20 protein-coding genes are annotated in these 18788 nt (G+C 48.6%); 5 read left to right on the top strand and 15 right to left on the bottom strand.

Features of this window, described 5'->3' with window-relative positions; all coding sequences use genetic code 11:
• Positions 1-49 precede the first annotated feature (49 nt).
• A complete protein-coding gene (locus B0X71_RS03980) occupies positions 50-580 on the top strand; it encodes a DinB family protein (RefSeq protein ID WP_077588233.1) in 531 nt (176 codons plus the stop codon).
• Positions 581-756: 176 nt separating this feature from the next.
• On the top strand, positions 757-1038 hold the full coding sequence (locus B0X71_RS03975; RefSeq protein WP_077588232.1) for a YrhK family protein: 282 nt from the start codon (positions 757-759) through the stop codon (positions 1036-1038).
• A gap of 38 nt (positions 1039-1076) precedes the next feature.
• Here B0X71_RS03975 and B0X71_RS03970 read toward each other — a convergent pair whose 3' ends face one another.
• Positions 1077-1937 carry a YitT family protein gene (locus B0X71_RS03970; RefSeq protein ID WP_077588231.1) on the bottom strand — a complete coding sequence of 287 codons (861 nt, stop codon included), beginning with the start codon at positions 1935-1937 and terminating at the stop codon, positions 1077-1079.
• A 422-nt stretch (positions 1938-2359) separates the two neighbouring features.
• On the bottom strand, positions 2360-2923 hold the full coding sequence (locus tag B0X71_RS03965) for an Hsp20/alpha crystallin family protein (RefSeq protein ID WP_077588230.1): 564 nt from the start codon (positions 2921-2923) through the stop codon (positions 2360-2362).
• 212 nt (positions 2924-3135) lie between these two features.
• Between B0X71_RS03965 and B0X71_RS03960 the strand changes: the two genes are divergently transcribed.
• Positions 3136-4242 (top strand): DUF4236 domain-containing protein, encoded by a 1107-nt coding sequence (locus B0X71_RS03960; protein ID WP_077588229.1) that lies wholly within the window; start codon positions 3136-3138, stop codon positions 4240-4242.
• A 52-nt stretch (positions 4243-4294) separates the two neighbouring features.
• Here the strand turns inward: B0X71_RS03960 and B0X71_RS03955 are convergent, their stop codons facing one another.
• The 5 genes from B0X71_RS03955 to B0X71_RS03940 form a co-directional block, all read right to left on the bottom strand.
• Positions 4295-4702: an RDD family protein gene (locus tag B0X71_RS03955; RefSeq protein WP_077588228.1), complete on the bottom strand. Its 408-nt coding sequence runs from the start codon at positions 4700-4702 to the stop codon at positions 4295-4297.
• A 35-nt stretch (positions 4703-4737) separates the two neighbouring features.
• Positions 4738-4863: a hypothetical protein gene (locus B0X71_RS21525; protein ID WP_269750098.1), complete on the bottom strand. Its 126-nt coding sequence runs from the start codon at positions 4861-4863 to the stop codon at positions 4738-4740.
• A complete protein-coding gene (locus B0X71_RS03950) occupies positions 4850-5116 on the bottom strand; it encodes a hypothetical protein (RefSeq protein WP_077588227.1) in 267 nt (88 codons plus the stop codon). The genes B0X71_RS21525 and B0X71_RS03950 overlap by 14 nt, the downstream gene beginning before the upstream one ends.
• A 17-nt stretch (positions 5117-5133) precedes the next feature.
• Positions 5134-6984 (bottom strand): N-6 DNA methylase, encoded by a 1851-nt coding sequence (locus B0X71_RS03945; RefSeq protein WP_077588226.1) that lies wholly within the window; start codon positions 6982-6984, stop codon positions 5134-5136.
• A 194-nt stretch (positions 6985-7178) separates the two neighbouring features.
• Complete coding sequence (locus B0X71_RS03940) at positions 7179-8414, bottom strand: serpin family protein (protein ID WP_077588225.1); 1236 nt, start codon at positions 8412-8414, stop codon at positions 7179-7181.
• A 165-nt stretch (positions 8415-8579) separates the two neighbouring features.
• On the opposite strand from B0X71_RS03940, the gene B0X71_RS03935 reads away from it, so the two are divergent.
• Positions 8580-9440 carry a GNAT family N-acetyltransferase gene (locus B0X71_RS03935; protein ID WP_077588224.1) on the top strand — a complete coding sequence of 287 codons (861 nt, stop codon included), beginning with the start codon at positions 8580-8582 and terminating at the stop codon, positions 9438-9440.
• 84 nt (positions 9441-9524) lie between these two features.
• Here the strand turns inward: B0X71_RS03935 and B0X71_RS03930 are convergent, their stop codons facing one another.
• From B0X71_RS03930 to B0X71_RS03900, 8 genes are all read right to left on the bottom strand, one after another.
• The gene (locus tag B0X71_RS03930) at positions 9525-10667 is read right to left on the bottom strand and encodes an ABC transporter ATP-binding protein (protein WP_077588223.1); all 1143 of its coding nucleotides are present in this window, start codon (positions 10665-10667) and stop codon (positions 9525-9527) included.
• A 129-nt stretch (positions 10668-10796) separates the two neighbouring features.
• Positions 10797-11687 carry a PucR family transcriptional regulator gene (locus B0X71_RS03925; protein ID WP_077588222.1) on the bottom strand — a complete coding sequence of 297 codons (891 nt, stop codon included), beginning with the start codon at positions 11685-11687 and terminating at the stop codon, positions 10797-10799.
• Between the two features lie 336 nt (positions 11688-12023).
• On the bottom strand, positions 12024-12152 hold the full coding sequence (locus B0X71_RS21520) for a hypothetical protein (protein ID WP_269750097.1): 129 nt from the start codon (positions 12150-12152) through the stop codon (positions 12024-12026).
• A gap of 36 nt (positions 12153-12188) precedes the next feature.
• Entirely contained in the window at positions 12189-12989 is an 801-nt protein-coding gene (locus B0X71_RS03920; protein ID WP_077588221.1) for an SDR family NAD(P)-dependent oxidoreductase, read from the bottom strand.
• Positions 12990-13219: 230 nt separating this feature from the next.
• Positions 13220-13780 (bottom strand): MEDS domain-containing protein, encoded by a 561-nt coding sequence (locus B0X71_RS03915; RefSeq protein WP_077588220.1) that lies wholly within the window; start codon positions 13778-13780, stop codon positions 13220-13222.
• Between the two features lie 125 nt (positions 13781-13905).
• Positions 13906-14841, bottom strand: a complete 936-nt coding sequence (locus B0X71_RS03910) for a magnesium transporter CorA family protein (RefSeq protein ID WP_077588219.1) — start codon at positions 14839-14841, stop codon at positions 13906-13908.
• Positions 14842-15011: 170 nt separating this feature from the next.
• Positions 15012-15911: a 3-hydroxyacyl-CoA dehydrogenase gene (locus B0X71_RS03905; protein WP_077588218.1), complete on the bottom strand. Its 900-nt coding sequence runs from the start codon at positions 15909-15911 to the stop codon at positions 15012-15014.
• 36 nt (positions 15912-15947) lie between these two features.
• Entirely contained in the window at positions 15948-16856 is a 909-nt protein-coding gene (locus B0X71_RS03900; protein ID WP_232336780.1) for a glycerophosphodiester phosphodiesterase, read from the bottom strand.
• A gap of 186 nt (positions 16857-17042) precedes the next feature.
• Here B0X71_RS03900 and ggt point away from each other — a divergent pair, with 186 nt between their 5' ends.
• Positions 17043-18770 (top strand): gamma-glutamyltransferase, encoded by a 1728-nt coding sequence (gene ggt / locus B0X71_RS03895; protein ID WP_077588216.1) that lies wholly within the window; start codon positions 17043-17045, stop codon positions 18768-18770.
• Positions 18771-18788 lie beyond the last annotated feature (18 nt).

Raw genomic sequence — 18788 nt, 5'->3', positions numbered from 1 at the left:
CCGCTGTGCAAGCAGAGGCAAACAACCTTCAACAAAAAGGAGAATTAGTATGAATTTTTCCATTGAAGAAGCGATCGAAGTGCTTGAACGGAGCCCGTTAACATTCGAGACGCTGCTGACCGGCCTGTCTCCGGGCTGGTTGCATACAAATGAAGGCCGCGATACATGGAACGCCGCACAAGTCATCGATCATCTGGCCGAGGCCGAGCGTACAAACTGGATTCCGCGCATCCGGACGATCCTTGAGTCAGGTACAGACCAGCCGTTCCCTGATTTTGACCGCTTCGCCCATTTGAAGCAGGATCCCGACCAGCCCATCAGTGAAAAACTTGCACGTTTCAAAACCTTGCGGGCCCAGAATTTAGTGACGTTAAAAGAGTGGATCCAACCGGACACGGACCTCGACCAAACCGGCACCCACCCGGCGTTCGGCGAAGTGAAGCTGCGGGAGCTGATCGCCACATGGGCGGTCCATGACCTGACCCATATCGCACAGATTGTCCGGGTCATGGCGGAGTATTACCGCCGGGAAGTCGGGCCCTGGGAACAATACTTAGGCGTTTTGAAAAACAGCCGATGAACGATACAGCGGTTCCGGAATAAAATCCGGAGCCGTTTTTCCATGGGAAAATTGCAGCAATCTCATTTCAATTACGGACTGTTACGGTTCAATTACTTTTTGGGGCAGGAAGATTGAAAAACGAAAAATCGGCTATGTACGGAGAAAGAGAATTGAAAGTCAGAGGAGGCACAGACATGCTGAGCATCAAACACAATCAGGACTATGTAGAAATTCAAACCGCCGCTTCGCGGATTTTATTCAGAAAAGAGTGCAAGCTGACAACTACGTTCAACGACCTGCTCGTTGCCTTCTTTTTCGTCGCCGGCAGCCTGATCAATTTTTTCAGCTCAGAGGGTGGCTATGCGAATACCCTTTATCTTTTCGGCAGTCTGATCCTCGCCGGGCGGGCACTTTATAACGTAAAGACCAATTTATCCATTGAGCATACAAGAAAAACTGCCGGTCACTGGAAATAGATAAAGCTGCTCCTCGGTTAACGGGAAGCGGCTTTCTTTTATGCTGCGTTCTTCTTGGAATGTGCAGTTTTATTTGAAGGATCGTCTCTTCTGAAATTACCCATCACTTCCATTGTTTCATTGATACTGACGAACGCATTTGGATCGATATTTCTGATCAACGGACGCACAAGGGCCAATTCATAGCGGTTAATGACGGTATAGAGCACTTTAAGCTGTGCTTCCGAATAAGCCCCTTCTCCGTCGACGACGGTAATGCCGCGATATAAATTATCCAGCAATTCTTTTTTGACTTCCTCTCCTTTATTCGTCACAACCATCAGGCTCAGTTTAACGTGACGCGTATGGATGCGGTCCACGACAAGTCCCGTGATGTAAATGGATGCCATCGTGTACATCGCGAGTTCCCATGAAAAAATGAAACCTGAGATGAACACAACGGTACTGTTCATGGCAAAGACGAGGCCGCCGAGCGGGATGTCCTTTTTCATCGTCAGGAATAGCCCCACGACATCAAATCCGCCCGTTGAACTATGAAAACGGACAATTAAGCCGATCGCGATACCGGCAATCACACCGCCGAATACCGAGGATAGCAGTACATCACCTGTCAATTCCATGACCGGGATATACAAAAGCGCCACTGATGTTACAAGCACTGAGAAAACGCTGTTCGCGATAAACACTTTACCGAGCTTCATCCAGCCGAGGATGAGAATCGGGATATTTAAAATAATAATCCAGATACCCGTATTGACCGGCGTCATTAGCCCGAGAATCATGGCAATCCCTGATACGCCGCCTGTCAGGATTTCATGCGGCAATAAAAACAAATTAAGTGACGCTGCCAGGACGACAGACGCCACGAATACAATAGAAAGTCTGATCAGCCGATCCATAATTATTTCTCCATTCTATAATAAGTTAATCTAAAGAATTTACATTTTAAAGACCGGCATTCGGATCGTAAAAGCTCGCTTGCTCCTGCGCAAGCAAAACCGTTTGCCGCGGACGAACGGCCCTGCCGGCACGCGGGATCTTTGATCCGTCCGTTCTTCCGCAGGCGTCTCGCATTTACTCTTTCCGATGCCGGGTGGGATGTTGAATACTTGCCTCAATTTATATATAAAAAAGTAAAAAGGCGATGCGCATGCGCACGGCCTTGTGGTTACTTGTCGTATTGTAGGGGAGAATGGAGGGGAAATGCAAGTTAATTGTTTATGTTTTTGCGACAACAAGAAAACAGGCGGCTCCTTACAGCCATCCGCCTGTTTTTGCATCTTGATGCCTGATTCGTTTCAAAACCGTTATTTACTAAACTCTACTCAATCTGAATGCGGCGCCCTCTCTCCCGTTCCGATGATTTCGGCACGTTGAGCGTCAGGATCCCTTCCTTGAAAGAACCGGAAATATTGTCCTCTTCGATATCACCAATATAGAAGCTTCGTTTGAATGCGCCGTAGGAACGCTCTTTTCGGATATAGCGGCCATCGCGTTCTTCCGTTTCCTGTTTCTGCTGCTTATTGCCGCGGATTTCCAGATAGCCGTCGCGGTACTCCACTTCAATATCTTCTTTCGCAAAGCCCGGCAGGTCGACTGTAAACTCGTACTGCTCCCCTTTTTCCTTGATGTCCACTTGCGGATACGTCGGTTCACCAAAAAACTTATTGAAAAAGTCCGATTCCAACCCGCTTCCAAAAAGACTTGGGAAAAAGTCATCATGTTTTTTCGGAAACAATGTATTCATCAGAATCATTCCTTTCCACGATGTTTTAATGAATTGGTCAGCAGCAAAAATCCGTGATCGTAAGCGGACGCAATTCAAAAAGGGCTGTCCCGGTTCTTTCTCCCCTTCCACATGAGCAGTTTCTCTGCCATCACGCATCAGCTCCTCTGTCTGAAATGAATGAACGGCTTGGATAATTAATTGAATGATTAGTTTATTGTCTTTCTACCATGTATTATATTTATTTTTTTCGTTGTGTCAATTGATAAAGATTGATCTTATTGCTAATAAATTTAACTACAGAAAAATTTCTTTTCAAACTATATTACCCATTCACCATGGCATATACTGGGTGAAAGGGAGGTAATAAGATGGGATTAGGATTCAGAAAAAGTTTTAAAATTGCACCTGGTGTTCGGGTCAATGTATCGAAACGGGGAGTCGGAGCAAGCGTTGGGGTAAAGGGTCTCCGTTATTCGGTAAATTCCCGCGGGCAGCGACGGACAACAGCAAGCATTCCTGGAACAGGCATTTCCTATGTCTCCACTTCGAGTTCAGGCAGGAAATATAAAAGCGCTGCGCATTCACAGCGGCAGCAGCTCGCCAGGCAGCAAAAAGAAATCGCCAAGCAGGAAGAATTGCAGCAAGCCCGGTATGAAGTTCAAGTATTTGAAAATCAGTTGGAAATGATCCGCTCGATACATAAGGAATGCGATGATGTATTTGATTGGCCTGAAATCAGCCGGTACAAGCATCCGCATCATACGAAAGACATCGGAGAACATGAACTGGAAGCACAGCGCCGACTGGAAGCATTCACCCCCTCCTTCATGCAGCAACTGTTGAAGACAGCAGATAAAGAAGAAGCGAAACTGAAACAGGCTTTGACGGATGCACGGGAAAGGGATACGGAAGAGTTCAAGGAAATGATCCGCACTGTCCGGCTCGCAAACCGGATCCTTCAGCAGGAGGTCGAAGCATATCTGCAAGTCATCGAGGAATTGAATCCGCTGGATGACCTGTTGGAATTCGGCAGCGGGTTTGAATTCATTATCGAAGACCCGAAAACGATTGAAGTGGAATTCCTGGTCAGTTCAGAACACGTTGTGCCGCCCCAAGTAAAATCACTCACCAAAACCGGAAAATTATCCGTCAAGAACATGTCTAAGACGATGTATTTCGATATCCAGCAGGATTATGTATGCAGCGCAGCGATCCGCATTGCCCGTGATTTGTTCGCCATCCTGCCCTTTGACACAGTCATCGTCCATGCGCTGGATGAAATCCTTGATACAGTCACAGGCAAAACCGGGACACTCCCGATTCTCTCAGTCAAGTTTGACCGGCACACGTTGAACAGCCTGAACTTCGAGGCCATCGACTGCTCTGATTCGATGGCGAACTTCCCGCATAACATGAAATTCAAGAAAACACAGGGATTCGCACCTGTGGAAAAACTGGAAGCAGCCGGCGTATAATTGCCCTCTTTCCACTGAAAACCGCTTCCGGAAAGTATTCGGGAAGCGGTTTTCAGTGATTCATTTCTCTCTTTGTTTCTCTCACAATCGTTCCTGAAAACCGGTCCTGCGGCAATATTGCACCATTTCCACTTTCGAGCTTTTTCCGTTCTTTCCAGTAAACCCACGGACCGATCGTATCACGGTAAAAGATTCGTTTGGCAATCTGCATAGTGGCCAATTCGGAACCATGGCTGTTTTCGAGGACGAGTCCTTGCTGTTTGTATCCTACCGTCTGCCCGCTCTGCTTCAATTGAATGAATTCCAGACCCCATTGAACGGCAGTTGGCGTAATTAATACATGGAACGCTTCATTTTTTATTTTTTTGCGGAGCAGTTGCTCGATTGTCAACGTAATCGCAGTGGCCATTGCAAAGTCAATCGCACTTGCCTTCACTCGTCTCTTTGTAAGTTGTTCCATTGCGTTTACACGTCCTTTTCCGGTTCGTTGAGCTGTCAGACCATCAGCCCGCGCTTTTCCGGCCGACCGAGCCATCCGCCAAGGATTTCTTTGACTAAATAGATTTTCACTGTCCGCGGCAGATCGACATCTGTCAACCGCCCGAAACTAAGCCGTCGCATTCCGGTGGCTCTTCAGTTTCTGCAAATACAGATTTTCCGCTTCTTCCCGATGGCCCTGCAAAAATTCCTCAAGCGAGATCTGCCGGCCTGAAAACACACCGTTATTTTTCACGCCAGGCATTTCCCCCGCCACCTTGCATGCATCCAGAAGTGTACAATGAGCCGGAAGCTGTAAATGCCGGGCGACGCTGACTTCTTTCCTTATCCCGACATGTCCGTATTTGCAGACGATTTTCCAATATGACCATTCCATTCTGATCCCCTCCACCGTTAGTTTGTCAGCCCAAACGCATCACCAATCCCCATCTGTCTGTATATCTCCCTATTCACTTCCTGCCGCTGTCGCTCCAGTTCTTTCATCTGCCGTTCAATGTCTGCTTTTTTACTGCTGTATGAACGGATGACTTTCACTTGATCGCCGATTGGCACATCAGGAACTTCCAATGCTTCCACGTCTTTTCGACTGAGCGTTGGAACCGTCGTGCCGGACAATTTGCTTGTTAATAAAAATTGGCCAAGCGGACTGTCCAAATAGACTTTCAGAAATTCCGGATGCAGCCGGGGACCGCAGCGGATGCCGACAAAGTTCTGCGACAGCAGCAAGTCTCCACTGTTTTCCGGAATGACTGCCGACTTTAACGCCTGCCCCCGAATCGACAAAATGACATCTCCCGCTGCCAGCTGGTACTTCTCCACTTTTGCGTTGTTATCGATTGCATATCGGGTGACGTTTTCCAAATTGAGCCGCCCGTCCTGCACGTCTGAAATTTTCACAATGCGGTATTTGCCTTGATCGCTTTCCTTGTTCCTTGAGACAACATTAAACCCGCTGAAAAATTCCGCCCGCTCTTTCAGCGGCACCCGTTTCACTTGATCCAATTGTTCCGGGAATACGCGGACCGTGCCGATTCCGGCAATCACCGCCTCACTTGCCACCAAGTACCGGCTCGGCAAGAGATTGCCTTCTTTGACCTCTTCTGTCCCGATCCATTTGCTGAAACCCGGCACGTCCGTTCCGCTTTCCATCACCTCTGTAATGCGGCGGATTTCTTCTGCTGTCATCACCCGGCGGCTGCGCTGCCCTTCCGCCGCCCTGTCTCCCGCGTTGATGAATAAAATGCACCCTTTCCGATCCGCACCCTTGTTTTTATTGAATACAATCAGATTCACAGGCAGCACGGCTGTCTCATAGAGCCGGGCAGGCAAAGCAATCACCGCTTCGATCATATCCGAAGCAAGGATATTCTTCCGGATTGCCGCATCCGCCCCTCCCCGGTACAAAGCACCGTCCGCTGTCACGGCAATGCCTCTTCCCCTGTTATTGAGTGACGCAAGGGCATGCGACAGAAAAGCGAGATCCGTACTGCGCCGGGACGGAACGCCATACAGAAAGCGGCTGTAGGGATCCTGTTCGAGTGTTTCGGCATGCGGTAAAGTCAATCCGAATGGCGCATCCATGAATACGTAATCGAATTGCCGGACATGATTGTCATCCGTAAAAGCCGGATCTGTCAGCACATTGCCCTGTTTAAGTGTTACGTTCCCGATGCCGTGAAGGAACAGCCGGATTTTTGCCAGCGCCCATGCCCGTGGATCAAGTTCCTGACCATAAAGTACCAGTTCTGTGTCCCCGGCCTGTCTGCAAGCTTCTATGAAACCGCCGCCCAACCCGGCTGCTCCGTCGTAAAATGTGCCGCTCCCGGGCTTCAGAATCGAGAGCGCGGCCGTATTGATCGTCTCAGGAGAACTATGCTCGCCTTTACTCCGGCTTCGGCGGCTGATCAGTTCCAGCACTTCCTCAAACCAGTCGTCATAATCCTCAATATCATTCCGCAATGTGTTGAAATCACATAAGAATCGGATCGATTCTACTGAAGCAGCTCTGTTAATGATGTTTAACCCACTGCTGATGCCCTGAAGGCACGAATGTTCCTGTTCAGCTGCCACCAACGTATCTTTGATACTTTTTTCAGATGACAGCAACGCATCAAAATCGAGTTCTCCACGCCGGGCCAACAAACCGAACAGACTTCCGACTGCTGAAAGCTCCAGTGCATCATCGAAGGAAAAAGAGCCGCGCAATTGACCCAGCAGTGTCCATAAAGCTTTTTCATTATGCATCCGGCTTCCTCACTTTGAACCGAGTATTTCAATACTAATTATGTTTATTTATAAAAATATTAATTTTCTGTTAATTTAAACTATAAAACAGGTCTTGAGTTAAGTCAATGGCTTTCTTTAAGTATGACAATACTAACTTGACAGCCCATAAAAGGAAAAAAGAGCGCGGATTCACGCTCTTACTTTGCAGACTGCTATGCCGGATTCTTAATCGCTCCCATAAATAAAATGACACCCGTGCCCCTGTCTGTAATGGCAAAGAAAAACGGGCGGTTCACTTCCATGCTGAATGGGTCAGCCGGCGCGGATTCTTCGACGGCGATGGATGTGGCCGCCGCCGCTTCCGTCCCTTCTTCGTTCACTTTGATATATGTTTTCTGCTTCACTTCGCTGATAGACAACCCGGAGCTTTCCTCGAGCATACGTGATAGATCCACGCTGCTAAAAGCCGTTGCCATACCAAGGTGCTCGAGCGTTTCATTCAGTATGACCTCATACTCCAGTTCGAATTTCGGGAACCCGAGTGTGCCTTCCTGCGGATGGAATTCTTCCATCCATTCCGACCAGGCGGCAGCGTCCAGACCGGAAACGAATTCTTCCAGTGAAGAGGTCTCATTCGGCAAAAACACGTGCATACTCATTTCACCGTCTCCGTACGGAAGTGAGACCGCCTGAAAGGATTCCGTTTCGAAATATGGCAGTTCCGCCTGAAGACGCATGAGCGGCACTTGTTCTGATGTGCCATCCGTCAGCTTGAAAGGCTGCAGCTGCGTCGCCTCCTGCTCGAACGGATGCTGCCACTCCCCCTTGAAGTAAATGGCATTCAGCAGGATCGCCACTAAATTGCCGGGCAATGGATTCGGGACCATCTCCTCGATTTTGTCGTTCGTCGCTTCGCTCACCCAATTGTTGATAGCATCCGCTGAAGCCGGATCCGATACATCGATCGACTCGATTTTTGCATTGTAATAGTCTTGGCTGCTTTCAATGAATGCACCTTCGAACTGGTAATTGTCCTTCACCCAAAGCGAGTTGGCCACATTCAGCTGAATCTTATCCGACTCGCTCCGGAGTTCCATCATGAGCGAGGCATTCGCCCGGTTCATTTCTTCAGGCGTAATTTCCTCCGCTTCAAGCACCTTGGCGATTTCATCCTGCGTCACGCCATCCGCGCCGTTATACAGCATGGCAAGCGCCATATACAGACTGGCAGGCGAGATGAAAATATTACCGGTCTCCGTTTCCGACAGATCCGCAAGCAGTTTCACGCCAAGTTCGTTGTTCGGATCTGCAATCAATTCATAATCCGTCTCCCCATAATCCACACCACTTGAAATTGCCATGCTCCCAGGTCCGCTGTCCGTTGTCCCGCAGCCGGTCATACCGGCTGTCAGTCCCAGGATCAGCAGCGATTGCCGCCACTTCTTCATCCGGAAACCCCTCCCCTTTACAGCATCAGACTGGGAAAGGACTGGGAAAGTTTCAATTTGACCATTGAAATTACAGCTTGCACGGATTCTCTGCTCGAGTGGCTGGCATTGAATTGACTGGGTATAATAGAAAGATGGAACTCAGGACTTAGGAGTGAGACAAGAATGGAGTATACAATCCGCCTATTGACGGAAGAAGATTCACCGGTTTTCGATGCAATGGATACCGGCATTGAGGAAGATTATGTGAAACGAATTTTCAGCCGACTGGTCAGCGGGGATAACCGGCTGTACGGATTATTCGTAGAGAACCACCTGGCAAGTGTGTGCGGCTACACCGTTTTCGCCGGACATTATGCCATGATCGGCAGAGTCCGGAGTGATGTGCGCTACCGCGGCAAGGACCTGGCCACGAAGCTGTCACGCTATATTGTGGAAGAAGCAAGCAAGCTGCCAGCCATCCGCTGGGTCGGAGCGAATACCCAGGAAGAAAACAAGGCAGCCCGGCGTGTTCTGGAAAAAATCGGACTGCATCAACAGGCACGGCTGTACGGCGCCACGGCAGCCGATGTATCCCCGCTCATTGCCGGCGGTGATGCTTGGCAGGAAATTCACGAGATGCAACGAAAACAGAAATGGGTGAATGAGCTGTACATAAAAACAGGAGCTGTTTTTCCATATGAATGTTATTACCTGTTCCCCGCTTCCTGGGACTTGTTTCAGGAAGATGAGCTGGCAAACTGGTCATTCTTTGAAAACGCAACAAATGACCGGGTGCTGATTACGAAGAAAGACGTGAAAGGCCGTACGTATCTGCATACCATTTATCCGTGGCAAGACCTGATGGAGCAGCCCGGATTATGGGAAACCATAGACCGCGCCTTTCAAAAGTTGAAAACAGAAGAACCTGATGCTGAAACGTACATTTGGATGGACCTGGACGAGGAAGCTGTCCGGACACTGCCGGACAATCAGCCGTTCATCCTGCCCTCCCCGTGGACATTATACGGCATCCACCAGGCATAGCAATGAGGCTGCTCTCTCCACAAAAAAAGGGATGTCCCGGAAAGCCAGTTTTCACTGACGTTCCGGACATCCCTTTTTATTATTTTACTTTGTAGCGGCGACGATGGTTTCGGTTTCCTGAACCCGTTCGCCTCTGATCCGCATTTGCGTACCAACATCGAAGAAATGCGCTTTATTCATATCGAGTGCCAGTGTTGCCGTCTGGCCGGCTTCCATGTTATACCGGGCATCGACTTTCGCGATGAAGTCCTGGTTGGCGACAGTGGAATAGAGAACGATTTCCGCTCCCATCAGTTCCGCCACATCAATCGATGCTTTGATCGTTGTATCCGGTGTCGTATCGATGAACAATGGCTCATCATGGATATCCTCCGGCCGGATGCCGAGAATGATGTCTTTGCCATCATAATCCTGGTCGCGCAATGTCCGCAGTTTCCCTTCCGGAATCAGCACGCTTACATCGCCCATGACGAAACGGTTCCCTTCAATTTTCCCATCGAAGAAGTTCATTGGCGGTGAACCGATGAAGCCGCCGACAAATACGTTATTCGGCAGTTCATACACTTCTTTCGGTGAACCTACTTGCTGAATGAATCCGTCCTTCATAACAACGAGGCGAGTCGCCATCGTCATCGCTTCTGTCTGGTCATGCGTAACATATACAGTAGTGGTCTGCAGACGGCGGTGGAGCTTCTGGATCTCCGCACGCATCTGCACGCGCAATTTGGCATCCAGGTTGGACAGCGGCTCATCCATCAGGAAGACTTCCGCATCCCGAACGATCGCACGGCCAAGTGCAACCCGCTGGCGCTGACCGCCAGACAGCGCTTTCGGCTTCCGGTTCAAGTAATCCTCCAAGCCCAGAATTTCCGCTGCGTTATCAACACGTCTTTTAATTTCGTCTTTTTTCAGTTTGCGCAGTTTCAGGCTGAACGCCATATTATCATAGACGTTCATGTGCGGATAGAGCGCATAATTCTGGAATACCATGGCGATATCGCGGTCCTTCGGAGAAACGTCGTTGATCCGGCGTTCTCCGATATAGAGATCACCTTCTGTGATGTCTTCAAGTCCCGCAATCATCCGAAGTGTTGTTGATTTACCGCAGCCTGACGGGCCAACCAGCACGAGGAATTCCTTGTCGCGGATTTCAAGGTTGAAATCCTGAACAGATACGACGCCTTTATCGTAAACTTTTTTTATGTTTTTCAGTGTTAATCCAGCCATCTCTATTTCCCTCCAGCAAATGTAAGTGTTTTCATTACCTGTTACCAGCATACCGGAGGAATGGAACTCCGGTAATGGTGGAATCGCACAAAGATTCAGCCGGCTGTATTGCACGTTGACCAATGAAGGTTAGTCACGCCCCAGCAATGCCAGGTAAACCGTCATTGCGTTGTGGAATTTCCGGATATCAATTCCGGTATTATCCATGAAGCGGTCAAGCCGGTACTGGAGGCTGTTCCGGTGCAGGTGCAGCGATTTGGCGGTTTCCGATATATTCAGATTGGAGCGGGTGAACACTTCGATCATCTTCAGTGTTTCTTCATCATTAATGTATTCCTGCAGGACAGTCTCCCGGATATTCCGGTACAGCTCCGGGTCCGCTTGATCGATCAATAGATATGGGACCGTTTCAAGAAAAAGGGCGACCGGCTGATTGGAATAATGGAAGACGGTTTTCGCCGCCTTGAGCATAAGAGTATAATGCTCTGCTGCGTCGCTGCGTCCTTCCCGGAAAGGACCGACCATGAAATCGATCTTGATATATAAATCGCTCATGAGAACATCGATGATTTCGTCATACGAGATGACTTCTTTCTTCGCTGTCCGGTACTCGACAAGCATCCCCTCGTGTCCGTTCTCCCACAGAATCGGCACCCGCCGGGCAAACAGCTCCTGAATGGCCTCTTTGAACGCAGCAGGGCTGATCTGGTTCTTGCGGATCGAGAAGTACACAAAGCGGTATGGCAATTCACCGGCAGCATCGCCGGCCGGATTTTGCTTATCCGGAGCGACAGCAGCCTGCCAGTCGCGTTCTTCATCCGTCAGAAAGGGAAATTCCGTGTCGTACGGCATTAAAAACGCGTTCAATACGGCAATATCCTTTGACGTCAGCTCATCCCGCCGGATTCCGATGATGTCATTCTCTTTTGTAACAAACCATTTATAGCTGCGATCAAAATCATGGATTTCTTCTTCATATATAATCAGTGACGGATAAATCGCACGCAGACTGTCAACCATGCAATCACCTCTTTTCTTTCAGCTGTCAGTATCAGCAGTCTAATCTGGTAAGCTTTGCCGGCAATTAAGAATACACCTTTTTGGCTCGAGCCGGCCGCTGATTAAAACAGAATGAATTGTGCTCATATTCTTCGAGTGTATCATAGCCAGAACCATTATTCCCACGCTTGCTATCACGCTTGATAAGGTGATTGTCATTAAAAATTCCATTCAAGTTTCTCATTGACAAAAAAACAGGGCCTGGAACAGGCACTGTTCCGGACCCTGTTATACATTCAACAGTCAGATACTTAACCGCTTAATGATTTTCGCCGGATTTTCACCAACCACTGAGCCCTACAATTCCTCGAGAATTTTCGATCGCTTGCCGCCTTCATGTTCAAGTGTTTCATTGAATTGCCGGCCAGGATGTCTGGGCAGCAGCCAGTTTCGATCAGTGGGGTCATACATGTCACCTGCCAGCATCTTTTCCTTTTCTGTTTATATATTACTTCCCTCTCTCTACCTCATTACACTGCCGCCGGAAATCTTCACCGATTCCCCGACGATATTGCGGGCAGCATCCGTCAGTAAAAACGCGATCGTGTTCGCGACTTCGACCGCTTCTGTAAGCCGGCCGGACGGGATTGTATTTTCCGCCTGCTTGAATGCGTCTTCAAATGACACGCCGTGTCGTCCGGCTCTCCTGCGGATGCTCGACCGTGCCATTTCTGTGTCCACATAGCCCGGACATACCGCGTTCACCCGGATTCCGTATTCAATCGCTTCCACTGCCATCGATTGCGTCCAGCCGGTCAGTGCGAATTTGCTCGCTGCATAGGCGCTGTTGCCGTAAGTGCCTCTTAAACCGGATAAAGATGAAACGTTGACGATGCTCCCTTCCCCCCGCTCCATCATTTTCTTATAGATCGGCTGGGTCAGCATGAACGTCGATTTGAAGTTTAGATTCATCAGCTGTTCGATGAAGGCTTCCTCCAGATTCTCAACCGTGTCACCGCCTGATACGCCCGCTGAATTCACGAGTGCATTGATGAAACCGAGTGCATTCTCCGCTTCTGCAATCAGCGCATGCCGGTCTTCTTCCTTTGTCAGGTCCGCCGTCCGGCTGAAAATCCGTTCACGGCCCGCCAATTCCAGGAGCTGTGTTTCCAGCTCACGCAGCTTTTCGGGATTGCGGCCTGTAATCGTCACATTAGCTCCCATCTGCACCAGCATTTTTGCTGTTTCAAAGCCGATTCCACCTGTTGCCCCTGTCACGAGCACATGCTTTCCTTGTAATGCTTCATTTGAAAAAACAGACATCCCGCTTCCCCCTCTAATAGATTGGTCTACTTTTGCAGTACCCGTCTTTCAGCAGAATCATTCCGGTTTGTCTGTTCTATATGAATCTTCTTTTATGAAAAAAATCATCTGTAGTAATCATTTTCTTACTGCTACAGTAAAGCTTTTGTTCAAAATACCAAAAGACCCATTCCATTAATGGGATGGGTCAGTGGTTTGATGAATTATCATAGGAGCTTATAAATACAGCTTTACCGGGCGACAGGCATAATTTCATCATCTGTCATCAAATAGCTATGGCAGTTCAGTAACAGTTCTTTGAAGGGTTCCGACACGCGGGAAACGTCATAAGCGCAGACGGAAATTGCTTTTTGTTTAGAAACGATTCCGTCAATCGCCTGTTCAAATTCTTCGATATCCCGGGTGATTTCTTCCTGGTCTCCCCACTCAATATGCCCCCATGTCCGGAAGGATTTTTCTGCTACAAGATGCAGTGCCAACGTTTTTGTAAAATGAGCCAGAATTGTCGGCGGATGAAAGTCGCCATTCTGCCAGTAAAAGGCATAATTGTTCATGAAATGGACGCGAGCCAATTGTTCCGGCGTCAGCAGCTGTTCCACTTGCTGCTGAATTACCGGTAAAATACGAGCGTTTTCCACAAAAAACACATAATCCCCTTGCTCTGCACCAGCCGTGACAAAGGAAATTGCATTTTCAATATACCGTTCTGGTTGCTCGGTAAAATAAAGTACATGTTTGCCGACTGACTGCTTCAGTATTTCGTTCACCTGGATATTTCCTTTACCCAACATAGTAGGTTATCCCCTTTTATACTGAAGCTGTTTATATAACAGGGAACGCTTCAGTTCTGGTTTTCACTCCATTATAGGTGAAAACCTATATAATCCAAAATCCATACATCCAGTTTTCCACTGTCTTACCTTTTCTTTTTCCTGCTCAGCAAGTCACCGAACCAGCCTTTTTTCTGAATGAAGAAGTATAGGACAGCTACACTTGCGAAGATAAACAGTCCTGCAAATAAATACGCGAACTTCTCATCCAACTCGGGCATGTGCTTAAAATTCATGCCCCACCAAGCACCCCACGCGGAAATCGGCGTGAATAGAAGCGTGATGACGGTTAATGTTTTCATAACTTCGTTGCCCATGACCGAAGCGGTCACATCTTCCAATTCGACCATCGTCGAGACTTCTTGTTTGTATTCATTGATCAAGAAATGGCAGCGATCCAGCTGCTGGCCTGCCCGTTTATAAAATTGTTTTTGCTGATCCTGCCCCTCGAAAGCTTCTTTGATCGACATGTGAATTTCCTGCACGGGAATGATCAGGTTTTTTATGACCAGCAGCTGGTGCCGGATGTTCATCAGCTCATCCAGTACTTCCTCACCGTTCGATTGCTGCAACTTCCATATCAAATCCCGGATGTCCACTTCCATGGCGTCGATTTGTTTAAGAAATCCGTCAATGACCACGTCGATGATGATCATTAACCCTTCGATTGCAGTATCAGTCGTTTTCATGTTTTCCAGCACAAGCTCTTTATCCATAGCTGTCCGCTCCAGAAAATCCATATTGCCTGTAATGAGTGTGTCACGGGATAAGAAAAAGTGAAAAATCTGCTGCGTATCCCTGTCGGCGGGATCGAGGTTATAAACAAGAGATCCCCAGACCGCTTCCTTTTGCTGGACATTCCGGCTCATCAATAATGTATTGCGCCTTTCGTGTCCTGCCTGTTTTATCCATTTATCCGGCACATGATAGCCATCTATCAATTTGCGCAATTCATCTTCCTCGGTGATAAAGTCGATTTCATGCCATTTCCACTGTTCATGGAAAAATGAATGAGTTTCCATGCAGCCCCTCCTTCCAGTCTGTATTTCCAGTTAATTTTGTGAAGTTCCTTTAATATGTAGTGTTGCCCTGTTCTCACCGTATGCCTTTTTGATGTCCTTGACAATAAATAGCTTGTATGCAGAGAGCAAAAAGGACTCCTGCCATCGTTAGGAGTCCAGCTCTTATCCCGTCATTCTTTCAGGAAATCCGGATCTGCAAAGCTTGGGTTCGGATATTTGTAGAATCCTTCACCGGTTTCCCGTCCCAACTTTCCTTTATCGAGATACTCGGTTTTCAGCAACTCAGCCACTTTCTTGTATTCCTCGTTGCCAGTCGCTTCCGCTTTCGCATTTCCGATATTATAGGCGGTCGCAATGCCGACAACGTCAAGAATGGCGAACGGGCCAAGCGGTGCACCTGTCGCCGCCATCCATGTTTTATCGATCGTTTCCACATCGGATACTTCCCGCACCAATAATTTTTGCGCCGCTTCAAGTAATGGCACGAGCAGGGAATTCAGGATATAACCCGGCTGTTCCTTATGCAGCGGCAAGGCAATCATCCCGATCGCTTTTGCAAACTCCATCAGATCGTCAAAAACTCCCATGTCCGTTCCGGGGTGTTTCATGACTTCTGCCGTATTATTGCGCCAGATTTCATTGGCGAAATGCAGAGCGATGAACTTTTCCGGTCGGCCTGTCGCTTCTGCAAACTGGCTTGGCAGCATTGTTGATGAGTTGGTGGCGAATACTGTTTTTTCCGGTGCCGCTTGTCCCAGTTTCTGATAAAACTCGGTTTTAATGGCCGCCACTTCCGGAACCGCTTCGATGACAAGATCCGCATCCTGAACCGCTTCTGCAAGGTCTGTATGGAAGGAAATGCGCCCAAAGGCTTCATCAAGCTGTTCATCCGTCGCTCCCAAGTCTTCCTGGTAACGTGGTTTCAGCCTCTTGATCAGCTCTTTCGCACGTGTGATCGCTTCATCATTGATGTCGTAAACAGAAACAGCGAATCCTTTGAACGCAGTTTGAAAAGCAATCTGACTGCCGAGTACGCCGCCACCTGCTACGGTTACATTCTTATAATCCATAATCCTGCTCCTTTTCTGTGGGTTATTGGTTCTATTCTAGTTATACCCAATTAATTCCTCTTTATTACGTTCAATTACTTCCTGCAGCACTCCGGGATAATTGGTGATGATGCCGGTGGCCCCCCATTCAATGAGTGTCTCCATATGTTCCGGCTTATTGACGGTATATGGATGAACCAATAAATCACGTGACAGCGCTTCTTTCATAAAAGATCGTGTGATCTGCGTATAGCTGAGGCCAATGCCGACCGCATATTCGTTAATGCTGTCCATTGCATCTCCCGTAATGCTTGGAATGTCGCTGTAGGAAATCAGCTGAATCAGCGGGATATCCGGCTGAAGAAGGTAAATATTATAGAGGCTTTGGGCTCCGAATGACTGAATCAGCACGTTACCGGGCGGCACGTCTTCTCCGATCAGTCCGGTATCATTCAGAAGAAAAACAAGTTTCTCTTCGAGGTCCGGAAAAGCGTTCGGTTCTTTAATTTCAATGTAGAGCCGGAGTTCATCGCTATATTCTTCAATCACTTCCCGGAGCGTCGGCACTTCAAGGCCGATATATTCCGGCTGGGCCTTTTCAGGAAACGCTTCATTGAACCAGGAACCGGCATCAAGCTGTTTGATCTCCGCCAAGGTCAATTCACTGACCAGTCCGGTTCCATCTGTCGTCCGATTCACAGTTTCATCGTGCATCAGCACAATGACCCCATCTTTAGTCATCTGCAGATCGACTTCAATGTAGTCCGCTCCCTTTTCCACCGCCCGATCGAACGCGGCCATCGTCAGTTCCGGCGTATCCCCCGATGCTCCCCGGTGCGCGATGTTGTAGAACTGCTTCGGATCAAGGTCCGGATTATCCGAATCATCAAATACAGCTGTGTTCAGAAAAATAGCTGCGATGGTTAGCACCGCCAGCATAATTGTGATATATGTTCTTTTTTCCATCATTGATCCCCTCGGCTTCTTTATCCTGCAGCAAGTACTCTCTTCACTTTTCCCGGAGTCAGCGCAGAAGAAACCTGCGGAAGCGTTTCCGATAACAGGCAGGTTGGGTAAACAGCAAATAGAGAATAGATTGGAATCTGCAGGCAAGCAGAACATCCGAGTAATTTTTGAAAGGTGGTATATCGAGTGGGAGCAAAAGACATCATCCAAAACCAGAAAGCCTCAAAACTGGCGGCACATGAGCATACAGACAGCGGTGAATACGGCATGGCCGCCAGCGCGATAAAAGAAGCAACGGATGCCGGAAGACTCGTGCTGGAAGAAGGCGGCAATGCGGCGGACGCCATCATCGCCATCCAGTTGGCACTTGCTGTTGTTGAAGGGATGAACACCGGCATCGGAGCCGGCGGATTCCTCGTTTATTATGACAGCGAGCGGGACGAGACCAAGGTGCTTCACGGCCACTCGTCAGCACCGGAAGCAGTGACACCGGATTTGTATGTGGATGAGGCAGGTAACATGCCTCCCTTTGATGACCGGTCGATTGATGCGAAATCAGTCGGCGTTCCGGGTATCATGCGGACGCTGGAACTTGCATATAACCGGTACGGTTCCCTGCCGCTGGAACGGCTGATCGAGCCCGCGATCCAGCTTGCTGAAAACGATTACCGGGTCAACTTTCTATGGGAACGGACAATCGATCTTTTTAAAGACCGTATGAGCGATGAAACTAAAAAACTGTATGTTCCAAACGGCACCCCACTCAAGGAAGGCGATATGGTGAAACAGCCGGAGCTGGCAAAGACGCTGAAACTTATCCGTGATAAAGGGTTTGATTGTGTGTATGAAGGTGAAATTGCGGACGCCATCATCAATACCGTTCAGGAGCATGGCGGCTTGATGACGAAAGAAGACTTAAAAGGCTATAAAGCGGATGTCTATGAACCGTTATGGAGCAGTTACAAGGAGTTCGACCTGGCTTTCCCGGCACCGCCAAATGGCGGCGGCTTTGCGGTTGCTCAAATGCTGAAAATGCTGGAAGCTTTCGAACTCAAGCAATACCCGCCGCATTCCTGGGAGAAATATCACATCATTGCCGAAGCGATGCGCTTGACGCTCGCAGACCGGCACACGTATATCGGAGATCCGAAGTTTATCAATATCCCGCTGGAAGGCCTGATGAATCCCGATTACATTACAGAACGCGGCAAATTGATCCAGCTGGACCGTCGAATGGAAAAAGTCCATGGCGGCAACCCCTGGAAATACCAGAGCGGCGAAAAATCAGAGCGGCCCTACGTGGAATCCCATCAGGAAGGCTTTGAAACAACACATTTCACCGCTGTCGACCGCTGGGGCAATGTGGCGGCATGCACTTCTTCTATTGAACGGATTTTCGGTTCCGGCATTACCGTGCCCGGCTATGGTTTCCTGCTCAATAATGACATGACGGATTTCACACCGGAGCCCGGCACCGTCAACGAACCGAATTCAAATAAATTTGCGGTCAGTTCTAAAACACCGACCATTGTATTCCACGAAGGCAAACCATTTTTCACACTTGGTTCACCGGGTGCTGAAACGATTGTCGCTTCGGTCCTGCAGGTATTGCTGAATGTACTTGAATATGAAATGGATCTGGAAGAAGCCATTCAGGAACGGCGCATCTATAACACAGCCGATTTGTCGATCGAATGGCAGGACGGCATCAATGAGGAAGCGATGGCGAAATTGAAGGAACTCGGCTACCACTCCGACCAAAGTTTTAAATCAGTGACAGCTGATGACCGGCTCGGTGATATTCAAGCTATCCTGATCGATCCGGAGACCGGCCGGTTATACGGAGCCGCCGATTACCCGCGGCCCGGCGAAGCGGAAGGCGTCAAGCAGCCGCCTGAAAACAGCGATAAATAAATCTAAAGAACATAGAAC

Source organism: Planococcus lenghuensis, assembly GCF_001999905.1.
GTDB classification, from domain to species: Bacteria; Bacillota; Bacilli; order Bacillales_A; family Planococcaceae; genus Indiicoccus; species Indiicoccus lenghuensis.
The sequence above is the reverse complement of the archived record's forward strand: the minus strand, read 5'-3'. Positions and strand labels throughout refer to the sequence as shown.

Coding starts and splice junctions, on each gene's coding strand:
- B0X71_RS03980 (WP_077588233.1), top strand. CDS start 50: ATGAATTTTTCCATTGAAGAAGCGATCGAAGTGCTTGAACGGAGCCCG.
- B0X71_RS03975 (WP_077588232.1), top strand. CDS start 757: ATGCTGAGCATCAAACACAATCAGGACTATGTAGAAATTCAAACCGCC.
- B0X71_RS03970 (WP_077588231.1), bottom strand. CDS start 1,937: ATGGATCGGCTGATCAGACTTTCTATTGTATTCGTGGCGTCTGTCGTC.
- B0X71_RS03965 (WP_077588230.1), bottom strand. CDS start 2,923: ATGCGTGATGGCAGAGAAACTGCTCATGTGGAAGGGGAGAAAGAACCG.
- B0X71_RS03960 (WP_077588229.1), top strand. CDS start 3,136: ATGGGATTAGGATTCAGAAAAAGTTTTAAAATTGCACCTGGTGTTCGG.
- B0X71_RS03955 (WP_077588228.1), bottom strand. CDS start 4,702: ATGGAACAACTTACAAAGAGACGAGTGAAGGCAAGTGCGATTGACTTT.
- B0X71_RS21525 (WP_269750098.1), bottom strand. CDS start 4,863: ATGCGACGGCTTAGTTTCGGGCGGTTGACAGATGTCGATCTGCCGCGG.
- B0X71_RS03950 (WP_077588227.1), bottom strand. CDS start 5,116: ATGGAATGGTCATATTGGAAAATCGTCTGCAAATACGGACATGTCGGG.
- B0X71_RS03945 (WP_077588226.1), bottom strand. CDS start 6,984: ATGCATAATGAAAAAGCTTTATGGACACTGCTGGGTCAATTGCGCGGC.
- B0X71_RS03940 (WP_077588225.1), bottom strand. CDS start 8,414: ATGAAGAAGTGGCGGCAATCGCTGCTGATCCTGGGACTGACAGCCGGT.
- B0X71_RS03935 (WP_077588224.1), top strand. CDS start 8,580: ATGGAGTATACAATCCGCCTATTGACGGAAGAAGATTCACCGGTTTTC.
- B0X71_RS03930 (WP_077588223.1), bottom strand. CDS start 10,667: ATGGCTGGATTAACACTGAAAAACATAAAAAAAGTTTACGATAAAGGC.
- B0X71_RS03925 (WP_077588222.1), bottom strand. CDS start 11,687: ATGGTTGACAGTCTGCGTGCGATTTATCCGTCACTGATTATATATGAA.
- B0X71_RS21520 (WP_269750097.1), bottom strand. CDS start 12,152: ATGCTGGCAGGTGACATGTATGACCCCACTGATCGAAACTGGCTGCTG.
- B0X71_RS03920 (WP_077588221.1), bottom strand. CDS start 12,989: ATGTCTGTTTTTTCAAATGAAGCATTACAAGGAAAGCATGTGCTCGTG.
- B0X71_RS03915 (WP_077588220.1), bottom strand. CDS start 13,780: ATGTTGGGTAAAGGAAATATCCAGGTGAACGAAATACTGAAGCAGTCA.
- B0X71_RS03910 (WP_077588219.1), bottom strand. CDS start 14,841: ATGGAAACTCATTCATTTTTCCATGAACAGTGGAAATGGCATGAAATC.
- B0X71_RS03905 (WP_077588218.1), bottom strand. CDS start 15,911: ATGGATTATAAGAATGTAACCGTAGCAGGTGGCGGCGTACTCGGCAGT.
- B0X71_RS03900 (WP_232336780.1), bottom strand. CDS start 16,856: ATGGAAAAAAGAACATATATCACAATTATGCTGGCGGTGCTAACCATC.